At 30.9% G+C, this 18,080-nt stretch carries 17 protein-coding genes; 5 read left to right on the top strand and 12 right to left on the bottom strand.

The genetic code is table 11. The features are described from left to right. The first annotated feature begins 6 nt into the window (after positions 1 to 6). The 4 genes from FYJ71_RS03835 (at position 7) to FYJ71_RS03820 (ending at position 3,802) form a co-directional block, all read left to right on the top strand. Complete coding sequence (locus tag FYJ71_RS03835) at positions 7 to 1,089, top strand: threonine aldolase family protein (protein ID WP_154537459.1); 1,083 nt, start codon at positions 7 to 9, stop codon at positions 1,087 to 1,089. A gap of 139 nt (positions 1,090 to 1,228) precedes the next feature. Then, the gene (locus FYJ71_RS03830; protein WP_154537458.1) at positions 1,229 to 2,080 is read left to right on the top strand and encodes a DegV family protein; all 852 of its coding nucleotides are present in this window, start codon (positions 1,229 to 1,231) and stop codon (positions 2,078 to 2,080) included. A gap of 263 nt (positions 2,081 to 2,343) precedes the next feature. Further along, positions 2,344 to 3,306, top strand: coding sequence for a biotin synthase BioB (gene bioB / locus FYJ71_RS03825; RefSeq protein WP_154537457.1), 963 nt, complete (start codon positions 2,344 to 2,346; stop codon positions 3,304 to 3,306). 154 nt (positions 3,307 to 3,460) lie between these two features. Then, positions 3,461 to 3,802 (top strand): DeoR family transcriptional regulator, encoded by a 342-nt coding sequence (locus FYJ71_RS03820; RefSeq protein ID WP_207707212.1) that lies wholly within the window; start codon positions 3,461 to 3,463, stop codon positions 3,800 to 3,802. Positions 3,803 to 4,034: 232 nt separating this feature from the next. On the opposite strand, the gene FYJ71_RS03815 is transcribed toward FYJ71_RS03820, so the two are convergent. The 5 genes from FYJ71_RS03815 to nrdD form a co-directional block, all read right to left on the bottom strand. Continuing rightward, the gene (locus FYJ71_RS03815) at positions 4,035 to 4,883 is read right to left on the bottom strand and encodes a hypothetical protein (protein ID WP_154537456.1); all 849 of its coding nucleotides are present in this window, start codon (positions 4,881 to 4,883) and stop codon (positions 4,035 to 4,037) included. Further along, a complete protein-coding gene (trmB, locus tag FYJ71_RS03810; protein ID WP_154537455.1) occupies positions 4,880 to 5,644 on the bottom strand; it encodes a tRNA (guanosine(46)-N7)-methyltransferase TrmB in 765 nt (254 codons plus the stop codon). The genes FYJ71_RS03815 and trmB overlap by 4 nt, the downstream gene beginning before the upstream one ends. An 80-nt stretch (positions 5,645 to 5,724) precedes the next feature. Continuing rightward, entirely contained in the window at positions 5,725 to 6,042 is a 318-nt protein-coding gene (locus FYJ71_RS03805; RefSeq protein WP_091993560.1) for an iron-sulfur cluster assembly accessory protein, read from the bottom strand. 182 nt (positions 6,043 to 6,224) lie between these two features. Beyond that, positions 6,225 to 6,731, bottom strand: a complete 507-nt coding sequence (nrdG, locus tag FYJ71_RS03800) for an anaerobic ribonucleoside-triphosphate reductase activating protein (RefSeq protein WP_154537454.1) — start codon at positions 6,729 to 6,731, stop codon at positions 6,225 to 6,227. Between the two features lie 25 nt (positions 6,732 to 6,756). Further along, a complete protein-coding gene (nrdD, locus tag FYJ71_RS03795) occupies positions 6,757 to 8,877 on the bottom strand; it encodes an anaerobic ribonucleoside-triphosphate reductase (protein WP_154537453.1) in 2,121 nt (706 codons plus the stop codon). A 609-nt stretch (positions 8,878 to 9,486) separates the two neighbouring features. Here nrdD and FYJ71_RS03790 point away from each other — a divergent pair. Then, positions 9,487 to 9,984, top strand: coding sequence for a prolyl-tRNA synthetase associated domain-containing protein (locus FYJ71_RS03790; RefSeq protein WP_154537452.1), 498 nt, complete (start codon positions 9,487 to 9,489; stop codon positions 9,982 to 9,984). 204 nt (positions 9,985 to 10,188) lie between these two features. Here the strand turns inward: FYJ71_RS03790 and FYJ71_RS03785 are convergent, their stop codons facing one another. The 7 genes from FYJ71_RS03785 to FYJ71_RS03755 form a co-directional block, all read right to left on the bottom strand. Continuing rightward, the gene (locus tag FYJ71_RS03785; protein ID WP_154537451.1) at positions 10,189 to 10,938 is read right to left on the bottom strand and encodes a 2-keto-4-pentenoate hydratase; all 750 of its coding nucleotides are present in this window, start codon (positions 10,936 to 10,938) and stop codon (positions 10,189 to 10,191) included. A gap of 274 nt (positions 10,939 to 11,212) precedes the next feature. Then, complete coding sequence (locus FYJ71_RS03780; protein ID WP_154537450.1) at positions 11,213 to 12,694, bottom strand: IdeS/Mac family cysteine endopeptidase; 1,482 nt, start codon at positions 12,692 to 12,694, stop codon at positions 11,213 to 11,215. 161 nt (positions 12,695 to 12,855) lie between these two features. Further along, complete coding sequence (locus tag FYJ71_RS03775) at positions 12,856 to 13,995, bottom strand: IdeS/Mac family cysteine endopeptidase (RefSeq protein ID WP_154537449.1); 1,140 nt, start codon at positions 13,993 to 13,995, stop codon at positions 12,856 to 12,858. A gap of 248 nt (positions 13,996 to 14,243) precedes the next feature. Further along, the gene (locus FYJ71_RS03770; protein ID WP_154537448.1) at positions 14,244 to 14,990 is read right to left on the bottom strand and encodes a DNA methyltransferase; all 747 of its coding nucleotides are present in this window, start codon (positions 14,988 to 14,990) and stop codon (positions 14,244 to 14,246) included. Positions 14,991 to 14,998: 8 nt separating this feature from the next. Further along, complete coding sequence (locus tag FYJ71_RS03765) at positions 14,999 to 15,859, bottom strand: type II restriction endonuclease (protein ID WP_154537447.1); 861 nt, start codon at positions 15,857 to 15,859, stop codon at positions 14,999 to 15,001. Between the two features lie 14 nt (positions 15,860 to 15,873). Next, entirely contained in the window at positions 15,874 to 16,707 is an 834-nt protein-coding gene (locus FYJ71_RS03760; protein ID WP_154537446.1) for a DNA adenine methylase, read from the bottom strand. An 84-nt stretch (positions 16,708 to 16,791) separates the two neighbouring features. Further along, positions 16,792 to 18,066, bottom strand: coding sequence for a methionine gamma-lyase family protein (locus FYJ71_RS03755; RefSeq protein WP_154537445.1), 1,275 nt, complete (start codon positions 18,064 to 18,066; stop codon positions 16,792 to 16,794). Positions 18,067 to 18,080: the final 14 nt, after the last annotated feature.

Genomic DNA, 18,080 nt, shown 5'->3' with positions numbered 1-18,080 from the left:
ATATTTATGATTAGGTTTGAAAATGATTACTTAGAAGGATGTATTCCAGAAATTTTAGAAAAACTGGTCAATACTAATTACGAGCAAATGCCAGGATATCGTCTTGACGATTATTGTGAAACCGCTTCTCGTAAAATCAAAGATAGCTGTAATGCAAATTATCTAGATGTGCATTATCTTGTCGGTGGTACTCAGGCGAATATGACGGTTCTTGATGCTATTCTCAGACCACATCAGGGGGTCGTTTCAACAATATTGGGACATATTAATGTTCATGAAGTAGGGGCCATAGAAGGTCGTGGACATAAGGTTTTGGCATTATATAATACGGATTATATGGATGAAGATAATATTGAATTGGCACAGCAGTTCGATGAAGAATCTAAATTATCTCCTCAAACACTAAAAAATTATCTTGATGATTATTTCAAAAAAGATGATTGGCATACCGTTCAACCTGGAGCAGTCTATATATCACATCCGACAGAGCGTGGAGCTTTATATACGAAGGATGAATTAATTCAATTAAAGACGATATGTGATGAGTATGAAATGCCACTTTATCTTGACGGTGCGAGGCTTGCATATGCATTGGCGGCTGAAGAGAATGATATAGAGCTAGAAGATCTTGCAAAATATTGCGATATTTTCTATATTGGAGGAACAAAATGTGGAGCATTATTTGGTGAAGCAGTTTGTTTTTCTAATAAAAAATATAACAAGGACTTTAGAAATATCACAAAGCACAATGGAGCAATAATCGCCAAAGGAAGACTTTTAGGTCTACAGTTTGATGTCCTTTTTACTGATAATACATATACTGATAAATGTAGGGATGCATATATGTTTGCAATGAGGATAAAGAGAGCATTTGAAAATAAAAATATCGATTTTATCGCAAATTCGTTTACCAATCAGCAATTTCCAATACTTAGCAAAGAGCAGCAAAGCTACATAAAATCATGTGGTATCAATTTTAATTATGAAACTAAAATTGATAATGATTATGATGCTGTTAGATTTTGTACTGACTGGGCAACAAAAAAAGAAAATATTGAATATCTAGAAAGCGTAATATCAAAATTATAATATGCTATTATACAGAAAGGATAGGCAATTTAGCACACTAAATAATAACTATTTAATAATAGAAATATTGTTTTAGATAAATACTATTTTATGATATAATTAAATTGATAGAAAAGATAAATATTGTTTGGAGGAAAAAATGGGTATAAAATTAGTAGTTGATTCTTCTTCTGAAATCACTCAGGAAGAATCCAAAGAAATGGGAGTTTACTGTCTACCTCTTACAGTTTCGTTTGAGGAAGATATGTTTAGAGATGGTGTTGATTTGAGTTATGATGAATTTTATGACAAACTTAGTGAATATGAAAGTTTACCAAAAACTAGCCAAGTAACACCATACCTATATGAAGAAGCTTTTAAAGAAATACTTTCAAATGGGGATATACCAGTAGCAATCACACTGTCTTCTGAGATTTCTGGTACGTATAATAGCGCTATATTGGCTTCAAATCAATTTGATGAGGAAATTCATATCATCGATAGCCTTACAACATCATGTGCTTTAAAGCTGATTATAAAGTACGCATTGAGTATTATAGATAAATATGATGATCCGGTTGAATTTGTAAACGAAATCGAAAAAATAAAGAAAAAAGCTAAGATTTTCTATTTGTTGGATACACTTGAGTATCTATACAAAGGTGGACGCCTTTCTAAATTTTCAGCATTGGCTGGTTCAATACTATCGATTAAACCGATTATATCTTTTGACGATAGCGGTAAGGTAGTCATGGTATCAAAATCTAGAGGTTGGAAAAAAGGTATTTCTCTATTAAGTGATCTTGTCAAAGAATCAGGAGAAATTGACGAAAAATTAGGTGTGATTTTATCATATTCTGGAAAAGATTCGTCAATAGTAGACCCACTTAAACAAAAATCTGAATCTCTTTTCAGTCTTGATGTAAATGCGATTCCAGTAACGCAGATTGGTTGCACAATAGGTACACATGCCGGACCAGGAACAATTGGAATTTCTTATTTTACAAAATAAAAAAAGCATTAAAAAGCACCCGATGAGGTGCTTTTTTGTATATATGAAAATCCTCAAGTATACGTGTGTGGTGCTTTTAGCTTTATCGCAAATAAAACTTTGTTGAAATACGGTATAATATATATTCATTCTCATACATATCGTAAACCATTTTTTATATATGTTTACAATATATCTATAATATGATACTATAAAAGATATAAAATACCTTATATTATGGGAGTATGAAACTAAAAAATTATATTGGAGAGTAAATATTTGATATGAGTAAAATAAAAAATGCTGATTTAGAGATATATTTAGATAAAATTTTAAACGGTTATTTGGTAACAAAGGAAGATATTTTTTTAATAATGAATTGTGATCTAGAGAAATTAGAAGAAATGGCAAGAGCAATCAGAAATAAATTCATAGGTAAAAAATTTGACCTTTGTACAATAATAAATGGCAAGAGTGGAAAATGCTCTGAAAACTGTAAATTCTGTGCTCAGTCTTCTCATTATAGCACTGGCGTTGAAGAATATGGACTATTAGACAAGGATACAATATTAGAAAACGCCATTCAAAATTATAATAATGGAGTAAATAGATTTTCCATAGTTACTTCAGGTAGAAAGCTGAGTAAGGCTGAATTAGAGCATATATCAGAAGCCTATGATTTAATCAGAAATAACTGTGATATAAAGTTATGTTCGTCAAATGGCTTATTGGATTATGATGATTTCGTAAAGTTAAAAGAGTTCGGTGTTAGCCGATATCACAACAATTTGGAAACTTCGAGAAGTTTTTTCCCAGCGATTTGCACAAGCCATACCTATGATGATAAAATTAAAGCTATCATTGATGCGAAAAAGGCAGGCTTGGAGGTCTGCTCTGGAGGTATTTTTGGAATGGGAGAAAATCTTGAAGATAGAATTGATATGGCATTTACCTTGAGAGAGTTAAAGGTTGATTCAATTCCGTTGAATATGCTTAATCCTATAAAAAACACTCCACTGGAAAATATGCCTATAATGTCTTACTCTGAATACAGACGCTCGATTGCTTTATTTAGAATAATACTTCCTAGTACGAGTATCAGACTAGCTGGAGGAAGGGGATTACTTGAAGACAAGGGAAGAGCTGCAATCAATGCAGGTGTTGATTCCATGATATCAGGTGATATGCTAACTACTGATGGAATTAATACAAAAACTGATTTGGAAATGATTAAAGATATTATTTAAAATAAAAATTCCTTTAATATATTTACAATATCAATAGTAAATGATAGAATCAAGATAGAAATCTTTTTATTTTATATTGTAACTCTAGTTACAGCTAAGAATGCGATATTTTCTTGTTTTTTCAGAAAAATGTATTTAAGAAAGGCGACATATTATGGAAAACAGTCAATTGGAATACAAATCAGATATTCATAAAAAACCAGAGTATAAAATCTCGGATAATGGTGTAATACTAACTTTATACAACAGGAATTATATAAATGTCCCAAAGAATGTCCCAAAGAATGTCCCAAAGAAATTTACTGCTAATGAAAGACAGATATTCATTATAGAGGAAATGGAAAATAATCCAAAAGTTACGATTATGGAATTGAGCAACAAGTTTAACGTATCCGAAAAGACAGTAAAAAGAGATTTAGAAAAACTAAAAAAAGAAAATAAAATTTACAGGCAAGGAAGTTTAACTGATGGAAGCTGGATAGTTATAAAGGAATGATTTGGCAAAGTATGATTTTATACTTTCAACGTACATATTATTATTGATAACAAGCAACTATTCCCTAAATATACATTTAAAGAATAGTTACTTATTACACTATTACAAATTGATTTGTAGCAACTGAACATTATATTATCGAAATCAATATCTCGATGGCAATACTACAATACCAAAAATAGTATTAAAAAAGGAGATCCAAACAGATCCCCTCCTATTATCTAAATAAAGTTTAGGAAAAAAAGAATTCTATCACCAGCGATATTACCATTGTAAATATTGCAAATGACAAAGATACTGTAAGAAACGAAATCGTCGTTATTACTATTTTTAGGTATTCTATCATAAACATATTTCCCAAATTTAAAAATACAAAGTTTATCAAAAACACCAGTAAAAAGAATAAAAGAAATCCAGATCTGCTGTTTTTCAAATCCTCAACGCTTAAATCCATATGAGTCGTTATTGAGTAAATAATATAAACAACTATAATATAAGCGATTATATTACTTGCTTTAAATGGATTCAGCACTGAAATTATAGCAAAAACTAGGTTGACATATATATTAAACGAATCGACGATATTGTTTATATTAGACATATACACCATGTTTTTGTTAAATGTATCCTTTACGATTTCAAATTCAGATGGCATCAGTATCCACATACTTATTATCATAGACAATGTCCCAAATATTATCGGTGCAATACCAATGAAGAAATTTCCAATTCTTTGATACGGATTATTTATATTGCATCTGTGATTGACATATCCCATTATTCCGTCATATTTGCTTTTTATTGGTCTAAACAACGAAAAATCTACAATCTGATGGCCGAATATAACACAGAACAACATATGGCTAAATTCATGGACCACAGTTCCGATTACTCCGGTGATTATCAATCCAGTTCTGCCAAAAACATTATTTATAGCTCTCGAATTGATACGCTCAATCACACTGAAGAAGACTCCAAAAAAGAACAAGAGTAAAATCAAAACAACTGTATATACAAGGCTGTTTTTTAAATTAAGCATCTGGACATCAATATTTGCCAATTTATTGAAGACGCCAATCATAAGGTATAGGCCTCCAACCTATATATGGGCATTCCCAATTCCATAAATTTTTCTTCATATTCAGTCGTCACATTTTCCTTTGAAAAATCGCTTTTAACGAGATTCAAAGAAATATTTTTAAATGTCCATCTATTTTCACTCATTTCATTCAAGCTAAATTCAAATAATCTTTGATTGTCAGTTTTAAAATGAATTCCAGAGGATGGCTTTGAATTTAATTTTTTTCTATATAGCTCCAAAAATTTTTCGGAAGTTAGCCTTCTCTTGGAATTTCTCTTTTTTGGCCATGGATCACAAAAATTTATATAGATTCTGTCAAGCTCATTATCTGAGAAATAGTGCTCAAAAAACTCAACTTCTCCCCAAAGAAATTTTATATTAGAAATATTTTTGTCAAATACTTTCTCTACTCCACGTATCAAAACCTCTTCTTTTATTTCCAAAGCAATATAGTTAATATCTGGATTTTTTAAAGCCAATGTAGTGATAAATTTGCCTCTCCCACTTCCGACTTCAACATGGATTGGATTATTATTTCCAAATACTCTACTCCATTGTCCTCTGTAATTGTTTACGATATCATCGTATGTTTTGTCGCTCACGACTTCCCTATTGTCAAAGTTTGTGTGATTGGAAATATGTGTATTAATGGAATCCAATGCATTAAAAGTTGGAGGAACCTGATTTAATTTACCATTTACAACATAATTTTCATATGAAAGGAGTTTTTCATCTGAACCTTTTCTTTTTCTTCTTCTCATATAACACCTCAATTTCAAAAAAAGTGTAGTATGGATTTAAAATCCACCCTACACTTTTTAATTTTAATATTATCTCGCTATTAGTGGCATCCTGAACAACTTCCACAACCACTCTGCATATCTTTAAGCTTTTCTGGAATAACTCTAAATCCACCACCCAAGTCCTGAATCAACATATCACCAAATTGTTCATATTCTTGAGCATCCATAATAAACTCTATATCTTCAACTGAACAAGAAACATCACTTGGTTTCTTTTCATCTAAAGCCAAACCAAAAGATGGACCTGAGCAAGCAGCACCTGCAAAGTACATTCTAACAGATGTTGGTTGATCAGTCTGTTCTGATATTATTTCTCTCAATACTTCTAAAGCCGTATTAGCTGCATCTACTTTCATATTATTAACCTCACTAAAATATTTATTATTATCTGTCACATCCGACAATTGTATTATACCATATATATTTAATTAATAAAAGCATCACTTATACTCAAGCATATATAGTCTTATGCCTTATATTTACAAATTTACACTATTAAATCTATAAAAATAACTCTAATCTATATAATATAACTTACTTAGTCAACGTCAAAGGTAACAGTCGTACCAGTTTCAAGGCTTTTTAAAACATCTATAACTCTTTGATTCTTTGAACCTCTATATTTTAGCTTTATATTCCTGTTTTCCAATTCAAATTTGCCATCAATTATGACATCACAATATTTGATAATCTTGAATTTTTTTTCGTTCAAGATGGCATCTTCAAATGTATCTCCAGTCCATAACCAGATACTTTTATCTGGAAATTTCGTTTTTAACTTTTCTAGCAAATTGACCAAAGAATCATCCATAGTCTGTTGTAAAGGTTCGCCACCTAGTATATTTACACCTACAACAACTGGATTTTCCACAAATGAGATAAATTCCTTTTCAGCTTTCAAATCCCATTCAGTACCATAATCAAAGCTTTGAAGATCTTCATTGAAGCACCCCTCGCAGTTATGCGTACAGCCAGATACAAAAATCGTACTGCGTATTCCAGGACCATTTGTAACATCAAATTTTCTCATTAAACTATATTTCATAATGTTTTACATCTCCCTGGATTTTTTATAAATGTAGGACTCTATCCCCTATTTCCTGAGTACGCCCCTTGTTCCAAAAATTAGTACCAATATATCCACAAGTACGTCTCATAACTTGCATTTCATCTCTATCCTTATTTCCACAAGAAGGACAATACCATTCAAGATTTTCGTCTAATTGTATTTCTCCAGTATAACCACATTTGTAGCATACGTCAGGTTTTGTGTTGATTTCTGCATATTGAATATTGTGATAAATAAAGTTAATCAATTGCTCGACAGCCTCAATATTTTTTGTCATATCAGGCACTTCTACATAAGAAATACAACCACCTGTAGACAAGTCGTGGAATGGAGCCTCGAATTTTAGCTTTGCAAAAGCATCTATCTCTTCACATACATTTACATGGTAAGAATTCGTGTAGTACAGCTTATCTGTAACACCTTCTATTTCACCAAAACGCACCTTGTCTATTCTACAGAATCTGTAAACTAATGATTCTGCTGGAGTTCCATAAAGACTGAATCCCAATCCAGTATCATTTCTCCATCTATCGCAAGAGTCTTTCATATGCTTCATAACATCCATTGCAAATCTATGCCCTTCTGGAGTTGTATGACTAACACCAAGCATTGCATACACCATCTCAAAAATTCCTACATAGCCCAAAGACAACGTAGAATAGCCATCACGTAGAAGCTTGTCTATCGTTTCACCCTTTTCCAATCTCGCAATTGCACCATGTTGCCAGTGAATTGGAGATACATCAGATAATGTTCCCAAAAGCATATTGTGTCTACAAAGTAAAGCATCTCTACAAAGCTCTAATCTTTGATCCAGAATATTCCAAAACTGTCCCATTTTGCCCTCTGACAAAATTGCAATTTGTGGAAGATTCAAAGATACGACACCTTGATTGAATCTACCATACCATTTATATTCATCGTTTTCATCCTTCCAGGGCGATAAGTGAGATCTACAGCCCATTGGAGGAAATGCATTACCTTTGTAATTTCTTTTCATTATCTTAGAACTCTGATAATCAGGCACCAATCTCTTTGCAGTACATTCTGCTGATAATCTAGTGATATAGTCATATTTTCCACCCTCTAGACAATTGTGTTCATCAAGCAAGTAAACTAGCTTAGGGAATGCTTCACCAATATTTTGTCCTCTGTAGTTTTTCATACCTTCTAATCTCTGTCTTATCATTTCTTCACAGATTAGAGCCATTTCTCTTTCGTATTCGCTGTTTGTATCTATTTCAAGATAAATTGTGGCAAAAGGAGCCTGTCCATTTGTAGTCATTAGAGTTGAAAGCTGATATCTTATAGTCTGAACTCCATCCTTCAAATCCTTTAACATCATATCTTCAGAAATCTCTTCAGCAAGCTCTTCATTTGAATATTTTTCCAAGTAGAACTTGTAAAACTTCTCCTTAGTTTTTCTTAAATAAGGAGCCAAATGCTTGATTGTGATACTCTGCCCACCGTACTGATTGCTGGCAACCTGTGCCATAATTTGTGTCGTAACTGTACAAGCAGTTGAAAATGATTTTGGAGATTCAACCATCTTCTCATTGATTACAGTTCCGTTATCCAGCATATCTTCAATATTTATTAGACAACAATTAAATATAGGTTGTAGAGTGTAATCCATATCATGCCAGTGTATAGCACCTTCGTCATGAGCCTGTACGATATGAGGAGGTATCAGCTTTCTTCTGGCGATATCTTTTGAAACCTCACCAGCAATCAAGTCTCTTTGTGTAGAACAGATAACAGCATTCTTATTTGAATTTTCATCCATAAGATCTACATTTGCCTTTCTCATCAGTTCAAGAATAGAATCATCTGTAGTATTAACTTGTCTTTTAAACTGCTGAACAGCTCTGTAACCTTCATATGCACGAGCCGTTTCACTGTGATTATAGTGAATCAATCTATCGTAAACTATACCCTCTATTTTGTAAATGGTAGGTTTTTCATCAGTTTCCAAAAAGTGATTTTCACAATCTCTAGCAACCGCTTCAGCTATATCAGGATGGTAAATACCACTTCCGTTCTTCATAGCTTTTTCAACCGCAATTCTTATTTTGGAACGATCAAAAGGAACCTCTGTTCCGTCTCTTTTTATAATAAGCATAAATATCTCCTCTTTCTTTATTTATAAATCTAATCATATATTCCATATATACCCAATTTTTTAAGTGATAAATAAATAAAAATAATTACACATAAAGCATAGATTTCAATCCCAAAATCTATAAAATATTCACTCAAAAAATTTTAAAATATATGATAAACATAACCATTACAACAGTTTCGTCATTATTAAAAAAAATAATTCACAATACAATATATAGGGGATTAATTCGAAATCCCATACAACATATTGTATCTTCGTTATTTAGTATAAGGTATTTTGAGAAATAAAACAAGAGTAATTTTTTTATAAAAAAACATGATACTTTATGAAATAATGTAGCTATCGGTTTCAATAATATCATAACATATAGCTTTTATATTTATTACACTTATGACAATTGTAATAATTTAATAAAAGTCGCAAAATTTTTTCAAAAACTTTTTTTATTTTAGAGATTAAAAAGTAATTATGGATAAAAGTTAAATTAAAATATGTAATTTTTGATTTTTAAAGACTTTAAAAAATAGATTTTTCAAGGATTACATGGTATAATTTACATATGCAAAAGCTTGAATCAATTTCTTGTAGCATAAGGAGGATAATAATATGGAAATATTAGAAAATGAAAAGAAAGTATATGATAAACTTGATGAATTAGGTATTGAATACAGTGTTTTGGAACACGAACCACTATATACCGCAGAGCAACTAAACCAGATAAAAGATAAGACTGAAGGACTTCACTGTAAAAATCTGTTCTTGAGAAATGCAAAGGGCGATAAATACTATTTGATTACAACAAAGGATGATGCCGAAGTCGATTTAAAACTTATCAAGGACAAAATCGGATCATCTAGACTGTCATTTTCATCACCAGAAAGATTGATGAAGGTGCTTGGATTGGTTCCAGGATCTGTTAATCCATTTTCTCTTATAAATGATAACGAAAAAGAGGTAACTTTTTTCTTGGACAAAAATGTAATGACTGGAGAATTGCTTAACTTTCATCCCAATGTAAACTATAAAATGGTAACAATTTCGCTTGATGACCTAAAAAAATACCTTGATTCTATAGGTGTTGTTATAAATCCAGTTGAGATATAAAGCTAGGATTAATAAATAAGCAAATAAATTAGTAAATAAATTGATAAAAAAAATAAATTAATGAATGATGAGCAATATAAATAAACAAAAAAGTATAATAAAGAGTGAAAAAATGTAATAAAAAATAATAAAATGTAATAAAAAATGATAGTTGTATTTACTTCATGTTTAAAGGAAGTAAACACTGCTATCATTTTTTTATTGCTATATCACTTCAAGCTTTACAGAGCCAAGATTTTCATAAATTGCTTCATAGCTACCAACCTGTAATCTTTCTGGCAATACAAACGTTCCAGTAGAGATGAAAAGACCTTTACTCAATTTTTTACCCTGCTCATTTAATATCTTCGCTAGCCATTTAACTGAATTTACAGGATGGCCTAGTACCTCTGATGATTTTCCTTCTTTCACAAACTTGCCATTGAATATTAAGCTACCTTTTATATCATCTATATCATCATATGAGACTTTTTGTGGCTCCCCTATTACAACAGCACCATTTACTGCACCATCTGCCAAGATTTCATATAAATTCGTGTTCGGAAACCAGTTTTTATATCTTCCATCTGGAACCTCAATTCCAGGTGCAACCCGACATTTCTTCATTATTATCTCATCAGTATCGTCTATTTCGATATCTTCATCTACCAAAAATACAAGCTCAAGCTCCAGTAATGGTTCATTATAGTCTGAAAGCAACACCTTGTCCTTGATTGTGACATTTGTCATTCCACCGTACAGTGGAGAATCACATATAAACATATCCTGAGTTGTCTTGCTCGTCAAACTAATTTTATATCCTGCTAAATGTTCATTTAATTCTGACTTTTTTAAATCCAAAATCATATCCTGAACATTATATGCCTCTTCTTTTGTCTTAAAATCAAATTGGTTTAATTCTATAGGAGAATTGCTCCTATATGCTTCAAATAGCTTGTTTACTGCTGTTTCCATATTATCACCTCAATCAAATACTTTTAATAATTAATTAATGTGGCTATACTACAGAACTTAACAGAATCACTTAACATGATTTGTTTAAATAATATAGCAAAATAATTAATTTAAGGAATATTATAAAATATAACTCCCCATAATGCAAGCATTAATGAGGAGTTATAGAATTAATTTATTGAGTTATTTATTGAAGTGAATTTATGTTAATTTGTTACAATTGATTTTAACTTGTTTTAGCTTAATTTAGATTATCAAAATTTATCTTAGTTTGTTATCTTAGTTTGAAGTATCTATTAAATAAGCTTCTTGATATTTTAGGAATTCTTTTTTTGCCAGTAGATGGCTTTGCTATGTCTATTCTTTTTCTTATGAACGTAGATTTTAAGGCTCTAGGCTGAATTTGAGACTCTGACATTCTTATCTTTCCGCCATACTCTCTCAAGTAATTGTCCCAATCATCCGTTGCTAATGATAGAGTTTGAATATCAACGACATTTGTACCTTTTCTTTCTTCACGATATACATTATTTATCATTGGCATATCATATTTATTTTGAATTCTGTATCTCTTTAAACCAACAACTTCAATCTCACCAGAATTCTTATCTTTGTATTTTGTTTCTCCGTCGTCAGAATCAGAAACATATATTGCTACAATATTGTCGTTTTTATCTAAATCAACTCCCCATACATTGATAACATGAGCAGTTCTATATGCAGAATTATATGCGATACCAAGTGCTTTTCCAGATCTCATAGCATCCTTTATCATGTAGTTGAAAGTATCATAGCTTCTAATCCAAGTACCAGTGTAAATCTGCTTATCTTCCAATAAATCTGCGAAGAAACCACCTCTTTTGTCTTGAACCTTGTGTTCACTAGCGTTACGATATTTTTTCCAAGTATCAACATCTATTTCTCTTTTTGTATTGCCACTATATCCATTAAAAAATAATGCGCTTGTTGAATGTGCCCACACACAACCATGCGGGAAATACAGTCTATACAAATCAAATATACTACTCTTATGCTTATTAGTGTCAAATCCCTCTTGAATAAGCTCTCTTAAATCAAATCTATTTTTATATTTTCCAGTTTCTGGTATATATGCTCCCTGACCATTCGTTATTGCAACTCCGTTCATTGGATCTACTTTAAGATATTTTTCTACTTTATCTTTGTTCATATTTAACCACCAGTGGATCATATTTGCTGATACTGCGGCACTACATAGCTTATCATCTATACCATCAAATCTTTTATTTACATCATACCAGTTTTTTCCATATCTATGTGAAGCCGTCATATATTCATGAGTATCGTCTTTAAACCATGTAAAGTCTTCTATTTTTGGTCCCTCAACACCCTTGACCCACTCAGTCCTATATTCGCCACTTTTGAATTTTTGTAAAAGCTCTTTTTCGTATAGATTTTCGCCAGGTTTTTCTTCATCTTGATTCTTTTGATTATTTTTGTTTATACCATAGAAGTTATTAAAACGCTCCTGATCAGATTCACTATTGTTTCTGTTTATTCCATAGAATCTATTAAATCTTTCTCTTTCAGATAAATTATCAATGCTTGAATTACGATTATTGTTTTCAACATTGATTGCTTCATTCTTTATCGTTTCCGGATTTATTGTTTCATTGTTGTAAAAATCAGCATTTGATACAGTTGTAGCCACCGGTGCAACAACATTAACTGCGGCAGCAGTTGCAAGTGCAATATGAGCATATTTCTTTTTTGACATAGAATTCTCCCCTCAAAACAATTAAATTTTTATTATTTAATCCTCTTATTTATTTTTATTTAACCCTTATTTTTTTAATATATTCATTTTTTGTGTTTTTTAATACTTTTTTCTTTTTTTCTATATCCTTATAACTTAAATGGCATTTTTAGTTTTAAGTATTACTCATTATGTCCATTTTCTCTAAAATAATTATTCCAGTATTCAGTTCCTAATGAAAGTGTATGAATATTATTTATTTTGGCTCCATTTGAATCACTATCATAGACATTGTTAATTCTGGCTTCTCCATTTTTATTTACAATTCTATATCTCTTCATTGCAACTAATTCATTTTTACCAGATATTTTATCTCTGTATTTTGTATTGATATCATCAGAATCAGTTACATATACAGCGACTACATTACCTGATTTATCATAATCTGCACCCCACACATTGATAATATGCCCCATTCTGTACGTACTTTTATATACCATACCTATGGCTTGATCATTATCAAGAGCAGATTTTATTTTGTTGTTAAATTCATCATAGCTATTAATATAGTTAAAATAAGATATCTGATTTCCTTCAAAAACATCAGTCAGATATCCACCTCTTTTATCGACAACACCCTTACCCTCGCTACGGTATTCGTTCCACTGGTTTACATCTGTATATATGCTTTTATTGCTAAATCCATTGATGAAAAGTCCATTAGTTGAGCTTGTCCATATCCCTTTGCGAGGAAAATATAAACGATATAAATCAAATATACTACTTTTGTGCCTGTCCTTATCAAATCCGACCTTGATTAAATCTCTTAAATCAAAGCTTTTCTTTGTTTCAAGAGTTTCTGGCACTATTACGCCATTACCATCCAAGTTGACGACCCCATGCTTGTCGTTCATTTTCAGATAACGTTCGACATTATCTTTATTCATATTAAGCCACCAATGTAGCATATTTGCTGATGCTGCACCACTACAAAGGATATTATCAACACCGTCAAATCTCTTATTAGCGTCGAACCAGTTATCTCCATACCTGTGAGAAACTGTCATATATTCTTGAAAACCATCCTTGAACCATGTAAATTGATTTGTTGCAGGAGCTTGAACGCCTTTTAACCATTTTGTTTTATATTCACCATTTTCAAATTTTTTAAGTGTTTCACTCTCATATTTACTACCAGAGTTTGAGTTGATAGTTTCATTGATATATGAATCAGCATATGAAACCGTTGTTGTTACTGGAGCTACAGCATTTGTGACCGCTACAGTCGCAAGTGCAACATGAGCATATCTTCTTTTAGACATAAAATTACCCCTCCCCCTAATTTTATTAATTAAAAATCGTATTTTATGTTATTAATCAAAATAATAACGTTTCCACAAATTAATGTTAACATATTTTGTAATTAAGAGTCAATTTAGTTTACATTAAGATTTTCTAAATATTTTAAAAAAATTAATATAGTAATATAAAAAAGCGTTGAGTATAAATTTCCAAAATCATGCAATATGAAATCTAAAAATTTATATTCAACGCTAAATATTAATTGATTTTATTTCTTAAATATAAACAAATATTCGTGTGCAATTAATAAAAAATTATACTTAATACTACTAGTTTTCCAATATCCAGTTGCTTTACAGTTATGCTGCTCTTTAATAATAATTTCCTTTAACGTGAATCCATTGTCTATAAATATATTCATTACATTAAATGACATGGGTATCATAAGCCCTTTTTGCCTTGTATCTCCCATTAATACAGCACAAAATTTATCTTTTTTTAAAACTCTAAAAGATTCTTTTGCAACCTTGTCAATCTCAGCATAAAAATCTTTTATTTTTAGAAGAGATAAATCTTCTTTAATATCTTCGCTATATTTTATTATATTTGCATATGGAGGATGAGTACAGATTAGGTCTATTGATTCGCAATTAATAAATGATAAATTTCTTGCATCACCCTTTAATATTTGAACATTACCAGAATTTGGATATTCAAAATCAATTTTTTCTTTACATCTTTCTAATGCAATATCGTTTACATCTACACCTATTATATTTCTATTTAATAATTTTGCTTCAACTAGTGTCGTTCCTCCACCAACAAATTGATCAAGAATAAGATCCCCTTCATTGGAATATCTTAATATAATATTTCTTGGAATGTATGGAGACCAATTTCCTCTCCATTTTGCATCATGTGTAGCCCAATCGCCACGAATTGGAAAAGACCAATGTGTAGTCATCTCTAATTCAAAATTATCTGGCTCCCACTTTTTTATTTTCTTTTTCACCATGTCATCACCTATATGAATAGAGTTTTCATAATTCCATCTTTTAAATCATTAATATTATAAATATTTTCTGTTACATCAAATGTTTCTTCGAGATTATTTTTTGCTCTTTTCCAGCCCTTTCCATCTGTAAACCAAACAAAAGTAAACCCTTCAATTTCATCAGACTCTAAAAAAAGAGTTTTATAACTTCTTGCTGTTTCATTCAATTTTGAACCACCACTGCTATAGAAATTTGTTTCTATGGCATAAATCATGTTATCCGTTTTTATTACAAAATCAAATCTTTTCTCTGATTTTCCTTTATTTGATATTGACGATAAATCAATATTCCAATTGTTTGATACTTCACTGATATACATCTCTTTAAAATAATCAAATTTCTTATAACATTTTAGTTCCTTAATATAACTTTCAACAAGATTCTCCATCAAATGTCCACCACGATTTTTTCTAGCATTAGAGTCTAAACCTGTTTCTACACCCGTAACATAATCAAATAAATTGCTTATTTTTTTATCTTGAATCAATTTAAATAATCCAGTTTTTCTCATAAAAACAGTATATTCTTCAATTGGTAAATTCAAATTCGAAAAATTAAATATCTTATCATGATTATTATCTAGTATACTAATTTCATTACTTCTTACTGCCAGTAATATAGGAATACATTTCAGCGTTTCAGGGTATTTTATTACAATTTCTTTAAATTCATCTTCAATATTATCAGAACCAATAAGTGAATTTAATATATTTAGTTCAATCTTAATATTTTCGACATTTAAAAAAACCTTATTAAAATCGACATAATAATCATATGTTGATATACTATCTTTAAAGCTTGATAACCACACATTAAAATCTCTTTTCATTTTACCTCCAACAACTAATAGTTACAAATAATTATTTCTTCGCCTTTTCTATTACTTGAATCAGAATTAATAAATCTTTTTACTTTAACAACTTCCAGATTATATCCCTTGTTAGAATACAAGTTATTGATTAAATCTGTATTATGATTTGTTAACATACAAAAACAACCTCTTTCAGTCAATTCATCAAATAATTCAGCCAATCTAATATGCTCGTCTATTTCAAAACCTTCCTTTGTATAAGAATCAAATGACGATGTATTTAATGGCGCATATGGACTATCAAAGAAAATGAAATCCCCTTCATTAGCATCAACACAACAATCTTCAAAATCACCATTCATAATAGTTATTTTTTTCAAATACTCTGATATTTCAATAATGTTATCTCTATTAACTGATGGTTTTATACTCTTGTTATATGGCACATTGAATAATCCTTTTGAGTTAACTCTATATAATCCATTAAAACAGTGTTTGTTTAAAAAAACAAACATGGATGCTAACTCAGTATCGAAATTTTTTTCGAAAAGTTTGCTATTATACAAATCTCTTATATAGTAATAGTATTCTTTATTCCCATTAATTATTCTTGCATCTAAATCATTGATATATTCTAGAAAAAGTTCTACATTATCTCTTATTTGCGTATAAGCATTAATTAGGGATAAATTTATGTCATTAATGATTGCTCCATCTTTTTTCAATTCAAATAACAAAGCACCACCTCCGACAAATGGCTCATAATAAGTTTCAAATCTTTCTGGTAATAGTTCCTTTATTTTTGGTAGAAGTTGCCTTTTTCCACCGGCCCATTTTACAAATGGAGTAATAGTATCATTTTTCATATTTTATTTAATCCTCTTCATGTTCTATAATATTTATAGGAAATATTTCAAAAAAATAACCCAATAAATTAAAAACATCTTATTTTATAGTACACCCATTCTCTGTAGTGCCTTCAAACTACCCATCTTAGAGTGGTCATATGTCAATCCACCTTGGAAATACACATTATACGGCTCTCTGATAGGTGCGTCTGCTGATAATTCAATTGAAGACCCTTGTACAAACGCTCCTGCTGCCATGATTACCTGATCTCCATACCCTGGCATATCCCATGGTACTGGTCTTACAAATGAATCCACTGGTGCTGCTTCCTGAACACCTTCGCAGAATTTAACCACTTCGTCAGCATTTTTCAACTGAACTATCTGTATAATATCGCTCCTTTGATCGTCGTATCTAGGATTAACCTTATATCCCAACTTTTCAAACAATCTAGAGCAATATACTGCACCCATCACTGCCTGAGAAACGATATAAGGTGCTAGAAATAGACCTTGAATAATTGTTCTTGTCGTACCAAACATCAAACCACATTCTTTACCAATTCCAGGTGCTGTCAATCTATATGAAATCAATTCGATAATGTCTTTTTTTCCGACTATATAACCACCTGCAAGAGCAAGACCTCCACCAGGATTTTTGATCAAAGAGCCAGCTATTACATCAGCACCAACATCTGTCGGCTCTAATTCTTCCAAAAACTCACCATAACAGTTATCAACCATTATGATTACATCGTTTTTTACTGATTTCACAGCTTCTATTGCTTCCTTGATATCATTTATACTCAAAGATTTTCTCCAAGCGTATCCTTTGGATCTCTGAATCATTATCAGCTTCGTTTTTTCGCTGATGGCTTTCTTTGCACCATCTATATCTATATTTCCATCTGGTAGAAAATCAACCTGCTTGTATGTTATACCAAATTCTTTTAAGCTTCCTTTTTCTTCTCTTATCCCAATTACCCCTTGCAAAGTATCATAAGGGGCATTTGTTATAGAAAGAATTTCGTCACCAGGTCTTACTATACCCTGAATTGTTAGTGATAGGGCATGAGTTCCATTAACTATTTGAGGTCGCACTAATGCATCTTCAGCATTGAATACCCTTGCATATATTTCTTCGACCTTTTCTCTGCCTATATCATTGTATCCATATCCAGTAGTCCAGTTAAAATGATTATCGCTCAAATGAGATTCCTGCATGGCATTTAGAACCTTTAATTGATTAAACTCTCTTATTTCTCTAATTCTATCAAATTGACCGCTTATCTCATTATCAACTGATTTCGACAACTCTAAAATGTCGCCATCTATGCCATACATTTTGCTCAGTATCTCTTCTGTTTCCTTTAACATAACTCCTCCATTCA

The organism is Peptostreptococcus porci, assembly GCF_009695815.1.
GTDB classification, from domain to species: domain Bacteria; phylum Bacillota; class Clostridia; order Peptostreptococcales; family Peptostreptococcaceae; genus Peptostreptococcus; species Peptostreptococcus porci.
The sequence above is the reverse complement of the archived record's forward strand: the minus strand, read 5'-3'. Positions and strand labels throughout refer to the sequence as shown.